Origin of the sequence: Aminobacter sp. MET-1 (assembly GCF_026521175.1) — a bacterium.
Taxonomy (GTDB): domain Bacteria; phylum Pseudomonadota; class Alphaproteobacteria; order Rhizobiales; family Rhizobiaceae; genus Aminobacter.
In genome coordinates, this window is sequence record NZ_JAMSHL010000016.1 from 38,808 (window position 1) to 47,823 (window position 9,016).

Below are 9,016 nucleotides of genomic sequence, written 5' to 3' on the forward strand. Positions count from 1 at the left end.
CAAGCAACTATCCAGCAGCCAATAGCTCAAATCCACGGAGCCAACATGAACACCGCATTCGAATCCTGGCAGTTCTGGGCGGTGCTTTCAGCCGTCTTTGCGGCGCTGACGGCGATCTTCGCCAAGGTGGGCATCGAGAACATCAACTCGGATTTCGCCACGCTGATCCGCACCGTGGTGATCTTGCTGGTGCTGGCCGGCATCGTGACCGCCACCGGCCAGGCACAGGCGCTCGGCACGATCTCGACCAAGACCTACACCTTCCTGATCCTGTCGGGACTGGCGACCGGTGCGTCGTGGCTGTGCTATTTCCGCGCGCTGAAAATCGGCAATGCGGCGCAGGTGGCGCCGATCGACAAGCTAAGCGTCGTTCTTGTCGCGGTGTTTGGCGCCATCTTTCTGGGCGAGCGACTTGGCCCGGCGAACTGGCTCGGCGTCGCGCTGATCGCGGCGGGAGCGGTGCTGGTCGCCTACAAGGCGTGATGGCGGAGCTGCCTTGGTGGCGGCGTCGAGACGGGAGATGAAGGCGTCGAAGCGATGAGGCATGGCCCGTACTTTGCCGTTGATCGCGAATCTCAGGGGTTCTGATCCGCGCCGCGATTTCTGTCCCGCACTGTGGCAAAGCCAAGGCAATGGCGATCACATGTTTTGCAACCAGGCACCGGTCGTGCCAAACAGGCGCTGAAAGTGAGGCGGCGTGCAGAACAACGACAACAGGCGGGTTTATGTGATCGGGCAGACCGAGGTTACGGCGCGGCCGCTCGATCCGGCGCTTTATCTGGTGGCGACGCCGATCGGCAATCTCGGCGACATCACGCTGCGCGCGCTGGAAACGCTTGCCGGCGCCGACATGGTGGCCTGCGAAGATACGCGCGTGACACGCGTCCTGCTCGACCGCTACGGCATCCGCCAGCGGCCGACCGCCTATCACGAACACAACGCCGCTGAGGCCGGGCCGCGACTGATCGAGGCGCTGGAGAACGGCCGCAGCGTCGCGCTGGTGTCGGACGCGGGCACGCCGCTGGTTTCCGATCCCGGCTTCAGGCTGGTGGAGCAGGCGCAGGCGCATGGCATCCGCGTGGTGCCGATCCCCGGTGCTTCCGCCGTGCTCGCTGCACTTACCGCCTCGGGCCTGCCGTCGGATGCGTTTTTCTTTGCAGGCTTTTTGCCCGTGAAGGACGGGCAGAAGCGGACGCGCCTTGGCGAACTGAAGGCCGTGCCCGGCACGCTGATCTTTTTCGAATCGCCACGCCGGCTGGCCGATACGCTCGAGGCCATGGCCGACGTGTTTGGCGCGCGCCAGGCGGCGATCGGGCGCGAACTGACCAAGGCCTTCGAGGAAATCCGCACCGGCACGCTGGCCGAGCTCGCAGCACATTATGCCGAGGCGGACACGCCGAAAGGCGAGGTCGTGATCTGCGTAGCACCGCCGGAACAGCGGCCCGAAACGGCTGACGATGTCGACAAGCTGCTGATTTCGCTCGCTAGCGAGATGCCGGCATCGAAGGCCGCTGCGGAAGCCGCGCGCATGACCGGCCAGCAGAAGCCCGCACTCTACCGCAGGCTGCTGGAGCTCAAGGAAGGATCAGGTGACTGACCGGCTCGCCCGGCAGAAGGCACAAAGCCGCGGCCACCGCGGCGAATGGCTGGCCGCGCTCGCGCTGATGCTCAAGGGTTTTCGGATCGTTGCCCGGCGCTACAAGACCAGGCTCGGCGAGATCGACCTGATCGCGCGGCGCGGCAATCTGGTGCTCATCGTCGAAGTGAAGGCGCGGAAAACGCTTGTGGAGGCGATGGACGCGGTAGCCTACGGTTCGGAACGGCGCATCGAGGGCGCGGCCGATCTGTGGCTGTCACGTCAGCCTGACTATGGCAAGCTTTCGGTGCGCTTCGACATGGTTGCGGTGTTGCCGAGGCGCTGGCCGGTGCATGTCGAGAACGCGTTCCAGGGGCGGAATTGAGGCTGGCCCTTTACGCTGGGCGCCAATGCCCTTAACAGGCCTCGCAAAGCCCGCGATGCGGGCAACGCTGACTGCGCCCTGCAGGGCGCCTGAATTCCCGGAGTGAGCAATGACCCTTCCCGACCGACTGAGCATCGACCCGCGCAGCCCCTTCTTCGACGGCGAAGCGCTGCAGGCAGGTGTCGGCATCATGTTCAACGGCAAAGAGCGCGAGGATGTCAGCGAGTATTGCGTCAGCGAAGGCTGGATCCGCGTGCCGGCAGGCAAGTCCAAGGATCGTTACGGCGACCCGGTCACCATCAAGCTCAAGGGCACTGTCGAGCCGTTCGTGAAGCCTTAAGGCGCCTCCGACCTGCCTCAGCCTGTGATGTCGAAGCCTGAAGGCGCGTCTGTCGGATCGGCCGTTTCCGGCACGACGCTGCGGACATTGGCGCCGCGCGGCCCCTGCCATAATGCATCGAGCATCGAGGCCACGGCGTCGTCGGCCCCCGAAATCAGGGCGCTGACGGAGCCGTCGCGCTCGTTGCGGACCCAACCGTTGAGGCCGAGCCTTTCAGCTTGACGCTTGGTCCAGATGCGGAAGCTGACGCCCTGGACGCGGCCGGTGATGCGGACGAGGACGGCTTTCTGGTCTGGCATCGACATCTCCAAGTCCGTTAGAGGCGGCGCTGCCCCTCCCTTCGGGGGCGGGCCAACGGTCTCCCCCAGTCCTCGCTTGGGGGAGGACGCAGCGTCAGCGCCGTGTCACTCGCATCGGCAAGCCGCCTTGCGGCTGGGTGGTGAGTTTCTGCACTGGCCATGGCCTTGTCTCAGCGACGGTGTCGAAGCGGAAGCGGGAGAGCAGGACGGCGAGCGCGATGATTGCCTCCTGCATGGCAAAGCTCATGCCGATGCAGACACGCGGGCCGGCGCCGAAGGGCAGATACTGGTAGCGGTCGATCCTGTCGCGGTTTTCGGGATGGAAGCGCTCGGGCAAAAAGGCTTCGGGCTTGTCCCACAGCTTGCGGTGGCGATGCACCGTCCAGGGCATGACCAGCACCTGGGCCTTGCGGGGAATTTTCAGCCCCTTGTACTCGTCATCGGCGATGGGTTCGCGGTTGATCGACGGCGCCGGCGGATAGAGCCTGAGCGCCTCCTCGAAGACAGCGCGGGTATAGGGCATGGCGTCGAGCCATTTGACAGGATCGGGTTCGCGCCTCAGCACCGCGTCGATCTCGCGCTCGACGCGGTCGCGCTCCCAGGTGGCCTCCGCCAGGCAATAGATGGTCCAGCCGAGCGCTCGTGCCGTGGTTTCGTGGCCGGCGCCGATGAAGGTGATGATGTTGTCCTCGATCTCCTGGCGTGACAAGCCATCGGGGCCTTCGGCGCGCAGCAGCAGCGTCAGGAAGTCCTCCGGCGCACCGTCGGGATCGCGGGCCAGCTTTTCGCTGCGCATCGCCACGGTGTCGGTGACGATCTTGCGGAAATAGGCCATGGTCTTGCGACCACGGAGGCGGGTGATGCGCGGCAGCCATTCGGGCGCGCGCAAGAGGTCGAGCGGATCGACGCGTCCCATGGTCTCGAACAGCCGGTCGATCTCGTGGGCGAAGCTGCCGGCCTCGCCGGCGATCTCACCCGAAAACAGTGTCTCGGCCAGGATCTCGTAGGTCAGCATGGTCATGTCGTGGGCGACGTCGACAGCGCCTGCGGCATCGTCGTAGCGCTTGACGAAATCGAGCGTGCGGGAAAGCATCGGCCGGGCGAAGCCGAAGATGTGGCGCGGCGTGAAGACCGGCGCCATGGCCTTGCGCGAGCGCTTCCAGACATCGCCCTCGGCGGTCAAAAGCCCGTCGCGCAAGATCGGCCTGAGGATCATCTGGCGGACGGTCGCCATTTTGTAGTTCTTGGCGTTGTCGACCAGCACGTGGCGGATAAGGCCAGGATCGTTGGCGATGACCAGCGGGCCGCCGATGCCGTTCACCGAAATCCACGGCTCGTTGTAGGACGGTTCGCCCCACAATTCGAGCGGGTTGCGGTAAACGATCCGCATCATCTCCAGCGTCGACGGCGGCGAGGTGCGCGGCGTCGGCGCCGGCGGTATGAAGGGTTCGGGCCTGCTGTCCATCAATTCTGCCTCCCTGTGCAATGTAGGTGCGGGGGAAGCAGCCGTCCATGCGACGGATGGATTAACCTCAGGCGCTCCAGCCGAGCTGGCGGGCCTGGACGCTACTGTCGCGCACGCCCCAGCGCTCGACGATGCGGCCATCGACGACAGTGAACCATTCGATGGCTGTCACCTCGAAGCTCTTGCCGGTGGCCGGCATGCCGCGGAACGGCGCGATCGACTTGCCGGTCTCGCGGAAGCGGACGACGACGCTTTCGCCCTCCTCGGCCATGTCGGTGATCTCGAGGCGCATGGCCAGGCACTCGTGCAGCTCGCGCCAGATGGGCAGGGCGACCTCGAGCGAACCATGGCCAAGCACCCCATGGATGACGGCCTCGGGCGCGAACAACGAGGTCAAGGACGCGAAATCGCCTGAGTTCATCGCCTCGACATAAGCGCGCACGACAGCCTTGGCGGGTGTGGGGTTCAGCATGTGACGGTCTCCAGGGCAAGCATGGCGTGACGGCATGGCGGTTGAGTTTCTCTGCGGTTCGGCGCCGGTTTACCGCGACGGCCGATGGTCAGGTAACTGCGCCCCTTGCCGAACGGTTCTGCATAAGTGCAGAATAGGCGATGTTCGACTGGAACGACCTGCGCTACCTGATCGCCACTGCCCGCCACGGCTCGACGCTGAAGGCTGCCGGCGCGCTCGGCGTCAACCAGACCACGGTCGCCAGGCGCATCAAGGCGCTTGAGGACGCGCTCGGCATCGGGCTATTCCATCGCAGGCAGTCGGGCTACAGCGTGACCGGCGAAGGGCGCGCCGTGCTCGACCTCGCCCGCGCCACGGAGGAGGCCGCGGCAAGGCTGGAAGAGAGGGTAGAAGCACGCAAGCGCACGCTGTCGGGCAAGGTCAGGATCACCGGTACGGAGCTGACCGCGCGCCTGTTGCTGGCGCCGGCGATTTCGCGGCTGCGCGCGACCTATCCTGAAATCGCTACCGAGATCATCGCCACCGACAAAAGGCTCGACCTCGGCAAGGGCGAAGCCGACATCGCGCTTCGCGCCGGCGGCGCCGACGAGCGCGACGACATCGTCAGGCGCAGGCTGCCGGACTCCGTGTGGGCGATCTACATGGCGAGATCGCTGGCCGAGACCTCAGGGATGCCAGAGAACGAGGCCGACATCGCCCGCTTTCCCGTCGTTGCCGGCGAAGGCGCCATCGCTGTCGCGGGACCTGTAGCGCTGCTGGAAAGGCAAGCCGACCCGGTACGGATCGCGCTGCGGTCCAACTCGCTGCCCGGGCTTTTGGCCGCTGCCGAGGCCGGTCTCGGGCTCGCCGCGCTGCCGGCGGTGGCGGTGCATGGTTCGACCCTTCTCGTGCGCTGCGAAGCGCTCGGCAGCTTTCCGAGCCCGTTCTGGATGTGCTGGCACGAAAGCCGGCGCAACGACCCGCTGATCCGGTCGGTGGCGGATTTGCTGGTGGCCGAGATCACCGCCAAGCAGGCGCTGATCAGCAGGGCGATTACCAAGATGTGATGCGGTTACCTCCAGGTGCCTCCTTGCCACTGGAGGGTTTGGGCGACTATGTCCCACCAGTCACCTTTTGATACCTGCTCCCCCGAACTGCCCAAGGACTGAAATCTTGAAACACCAGCTCAACATCGTCGTGGCCAGCACCCGCCCCGGCCGCGTCGGACCCGTTTTCGCCCGTTGGCTCGAAGCCTATGCATGTGAACACGGCAAATTCGAACCCGTCATCACCGACATCGAGGCATTCGGCCTGCCGATCTTCGACGAACCCAAGCATCCGCGTCTCGGCCAGTACGAGAACGAACACACCAAGAAGTGGTCCGAGGCGATCAAGGCCGGCGACGCCTTCGTGTTCGTGACGCCGGAGTACAATTTCTTCGCGGCGCCCGCACTGGTGAACGCCGTCAACTACCTGGCGCGCGAGTGGAACTACAAGCCGGCCGGCTTCCTGAGCTATGGCGGCGTCTCGGCCGGCCTGCGTGCCGTGCAGTCGGAAAAGATGCTTTTGACGACGCTGAAGATCATGCCGATCCCCGAGGCGATCGCGATCCCGGCCTTTGCCCAGCACCTCGACGAGGGCGGCGAATTCAAGGCCAACGACCTGGTCAAGGACAGCGCCAGGACGATGCTGGACGAGCTGCACCGCTGGAGCGAAGCGCTGAAGCCGCTGCGCGCCGCCTGATACGCCCTTGCCGCGCCGGTGCATCATCGGGGCGGCAACCGGCCACCCGGAAGACCTTGCCTGCCGTGTCGGTGACGGCATCGTTTTCACGGCCCGCAATCATCGCTCGCACGGTGATCGCGACTGGCCCGCAGGGAGCCCATTATCCCCGCCCAAAAGCCCGGTAAAACTTGGAAAAACCACACTTAACCCCTATATCTTGGGGACCAACGGGCGTGCGATTCGGGGCCGATTTTGCCGCGTCCTCCTGCGGCAGTCAGACGAAAGATTTTCATGAGCGACCAGTCCGAGAACCTTCCCGGCGCCGAGGCCGAATACGGCGCAGATTCCATCAAGGTTTTGAAGGGCTTGGATGCCGTCCGCAAGCGTCCGGGCATGTATATCGGCGACACCGACGACGGCTCGGGCCTGCACCACATGGTCTATGAGGTCGTCGACAACGCCATCGACGAGGCGCTGGCCGGCCACGCCACGCTGGTGACGGTGTCGCTCAATCCGGATGGCTCGGTGACCGTGACCGACAACGGCCGCGGCATTCCGACCGACATCCACCCCTCGGAAGGCGTTTCCGCCGCCGAGGTGATCATGACGCAGCTGCATGCCGGCGGTAAGTTCGACCAGAACTCCTACAAGGTTTCGGGCGGTCTGCACGGCGTCGGCGTGTCCGTCGTCAACGCGCTGTCGGTGTGGCTGAAGCTCAGGATTCGCCGCAAGGGCGAGATCCACGAGATGACCTTCAACCACGGCAATGCGGTCGCGCCGCTGAAGGTGGTCGGCGAGGCCGGCGACGAGACCGGCACGGAAGTGACCTTCCTGCCGTCGTCCGAGACCTTCACCATGGTGGATTTCGACTACGGCACGCTGGAACACCGCCTGCGCGAGCTGGCCTTCCTGAACTCGGGCGTGCGCATCGTTTTGTCCGACAAGCGCCATGCCGACGTGAAGGTGCAGGAGCTGCTTTATGACGGCGGCCTGATCGAATTCGTGAAATATCTCGACCGCGCCAAGAAGCCGCTGATCGACAAGCCAATTGCCATCAAGGCCGAGCGCGACGGCATCACGGTCGAAGTGGCGATGTGGTGGAACGAAAGCTACCACGAGAACGTGCTGGCCTTCACCAACAACATCCCCCAGCGCGACGGCGGTACCCATCTCGCCGGCTTCCGCGGCGCGCTGACGCGCCAGGTGACGGGCTATGCCGAAACCTCCGGCACCTCCAAGAAGGAGAAGGTTTCGATCATCGCCGACGACACCCGCGAGGGCCTGACGGCGGTGCTCTCGGTCAAGGTTCCCGATCCGAAATTCTCGTCGCAGACCAAGGACAAGCTGGTGTCCTCGGAAGTCCGCCCGGTGGTGGAGAGCCTGGTCAACGAGGCGCTCGGCACCTGGCTCGAAGAACATCCGGCGGAAGCCAAGACGCTGATCGCCAAGGTAGTGGAAGCCGCAGCCGCGCGCGAGGCGGCACGCAAGGCACGCGAACTCACCCGCCGCAAGGGTGTGCTCGACATCACCTCCCTGCCCGGCAAGCTTGCCGACTGCCAGGAACGCGACCCGGCCAAGTCCGAAATCTTCATCGTCGAGGGTGACTCCGCCGGCGGCTCGGCCAAGAGCGGGCGCTCGCGCCAGAACCAGGCGATCCTGCCCTTGCGCGGCAAGATCCTGAACGTCGAGCGCGCCCGCTTCGACCGCATGCTGTCGTCCGACATGATCGGCACGCTGATCACGGCGCTAGGCACGTCGATCGGCAAGGACGAGTTCAACGCCGACAAGCTGCGCTATCACAAGATCATCATCATGACCGACGCCGACGTCGACGGCGCCCACATCCGTACCCTGCTGTTGACGTTCTTCTTCCGCCAGATGCCGGAGCTGATCGAGCGCGGGCACCTCTATATCGCCCAGCCGCCGCTCTACAAAGTGACGCGCGGAAAGAGCTCGCAATACCTCAAGGACGAGACCGCGTTCGAGGACTATCTGGTCGATGTCGGCCTAGACGAAGCCACGCTGACGCTTGCCTCCGGCGAAGTGCGCAGCGGCCAGGATCTTCGGGCGGCGGTGACCGACGCGCTCGGCGTGCGCACGCTGATCGACGGTCTGCACACGCGCTATTCGCGCCCGGTGGTCGAGCAGGCGGCAATCGCCGGCGCGCTCAACCCCGACATCTTCAGCGACCTCGGCCGCGCCAAGGCGATGGCCGAAACGATCGCCCAGCGCCTCGACCTGATCTCCGAGGACATCGAGCGCGGCTGGACCGGCCATATCTCGACCGACAATGACGGTTCCGGCGGCTATGTGTTCGAACGCACGCTGCGCAGCGTCAAGGAAAGCGTCCATCTCGACATGGCGCTGATCAACTCGGCCGACGCACGCGCGCTCGACCGGTTTGCCGGCCGTCTCACCGAACTCTACGCCCAGCCGCCCTTGCTGCGCCGCAAGGAAAATTCGGAGACCCTGGCAGGGCCGCTGGCGCTCTTGAACGCAGTGTTTGCTTCAGGCCGCAAGGGCCTGACCATGCAGCGCTACAAGGGTCTGGGCGAGATGAACGCCGAGCAGTTGTGGGAAACCACGCTCGACCCGAACGTGCGCTCGCTGCTGAAGGTACAGGTGACCGACGCGACTGACGCCGACTCGCTGTTTGCCCGCCTGATGGGCGACGAGGTCGAGCCGCGACGCGACTTCATCCAGGAAAATGCGCTGAGCGTGGCGAACCTGGACGTCTGATCGCAGCAGGCTGAACATCTGATCTTTCGCCCCTTT

Annotated in this window: 10 protein-coding genes; 7 read left to right on the forward strand and 3 right to left on the reverse strand. The window is 65.0% G+C overall.

Features of this window, described 5'->3' with window-relative positions; all coding sequences use genetic code 11:
* Positions 1-45 precede the first annotated feature (45 nt).
* The 4 genes from NDO48_RS20680 (at position 46) to NDO48_RS20695 (ending at position 2,301) form a co-directional block, all read left to right on the forward strand.
* Entirely contained in the window at positions 46-483 is a 438-nt protein-coding gene (locus NDO48_RS20680; protein WP_018426132.1) for an EamA family transporter, read from the forward strand.
* 214 nt (positions 484-697) lie between these two features.
* Entirely contained in the window at positions 698-1,597 is a 900-nt protein-coding gene (rsmI, locus tag NDO48_RS20685) for a 16S rRNA (cytidine(1402)-2'-O)-methyltransferase (RefSeq protein ID WP_018426131.1), read from the forward strand.
* Positions 1,590-1,961 (forward strand): YraN family protein, encoded by a 372-nt coding sequence (locus NDO48_RS20690; RefSeq protein ID WP_018426130.1) that lies wholly within the window; start codon positions 1,590-1,592, stop codon positions 1,959-1,961. The genes rsmI and NDO48_RS20690 overlap by 8 nt, the downstream gene beginning before the upstream one ends.
* Positions 1,962-2,070: 109 nt before the next feature.
* Positions 2,071-2,301: a DUF3297 family protein gene (locus NDO48_RS20695; RefSeq protein ID WP_018426129.1), complete on the forward strand. Its 231-nt coding sequence runs from the start codon at positions 2,071-2,073 to the stop codon at positions 2,299-2,301.
* A 17-nt stretch (positions 2,302-2,318) separates the two neighbouring features.
* Here the strand turns inward: NDO48_RS20695 and NDO48_RS20700 are convergent, their stop codons facing one another.
* The 3 genes from NDO48_RS20700 to NDO48_RS20710 all read right to left on the reverse strand — a co-directional run bounded on the left by NDO48_RS20700 (position 2,319) and on the right by NDO48_RS20710 (position 4,537).
* Complete coding sequence (locus tag NDO48_RS20700; protein ID WP_018426128.1) at positions 2,319-2,606, reverse strand: acylphosphatase; 288 nt, start codon at positions 2,604-2,606, stop codon at positions 2,319-2,321.
* Between the two features lie 88 nt (positions 2,607-2,694).
* The gene (locus tag NDO48_RS20705; protein ID WP_018426127.1) at positions 2,695-4,065 is read right to left on the reverse strand and encodes a cytochrome P450; all 1,371 of its coding nucleotides are present in this window, start codon (positions 4,063-4,065) and stop codon (positions 2,695-2,697) included.
* Between the two features lie 67 nt (positions 4,066-4,132).
* Entirely contained in the window at positions 4,133-4,537 is a 405-nt protein-coding gene (locus NDO48_RS20710; RefSeq protein ID WP_018426126.1) for an ester cyclase, read from the reverse strand.
* 140 nt (positions 4,538-4,677) lie between these two features.
* Here NDO48_RS20710 and NDO48_RS20715 point away from each other — a divergent pair, with 140 nt between their 5' ends.
* The 3 genes from NDO48_RS20715 (at position 4,678) to gyrB (ending at position 8,980) form a co-directional block, all read left to right on the forward strand.
* The gene (locus tag NDO48_RS20715) at positions 4,678-5,583 is read left to right on the forward strand and encodes a LysR family transcriptional regulator (protein WP_018426125.1); all 906 of its coding nucleotides are present in this window, start codon (positions 4,678-4,680) and stop codon (positions 5,581-5,583) included.
* 106 nt (positions 5,584-5,689) lie between these two features.
* The gene (locus NDO48_RS20720) at positions 5,690-6,259 is read left to right on the forward strand and encodes an NADPH-dependent FMN reductase (protein WP_018426124.1); all 570 of its coding nucleotides are present in this window, start codon (positions 5,690-5,692) and stop codon (positions 6,257-6,259) included.
* A 273-nt stretch (positions 6,260-6,532) separates the two neighbouring features.
* Complete coding sequence (gyrB, locus tag NDO48_RS20725; RefSeq protein WP_018426123.1) at positions 6,533-8,980, forward strand: DNA topoisomerase (ATP-hydrolyzing) subunit B; 2,448 nt, start codon at positions 6,533-6,535, stop codon at positions 8,978-8,980.
* Positions 8,981-9,016 lie beyond the last annotated feature (36 nt).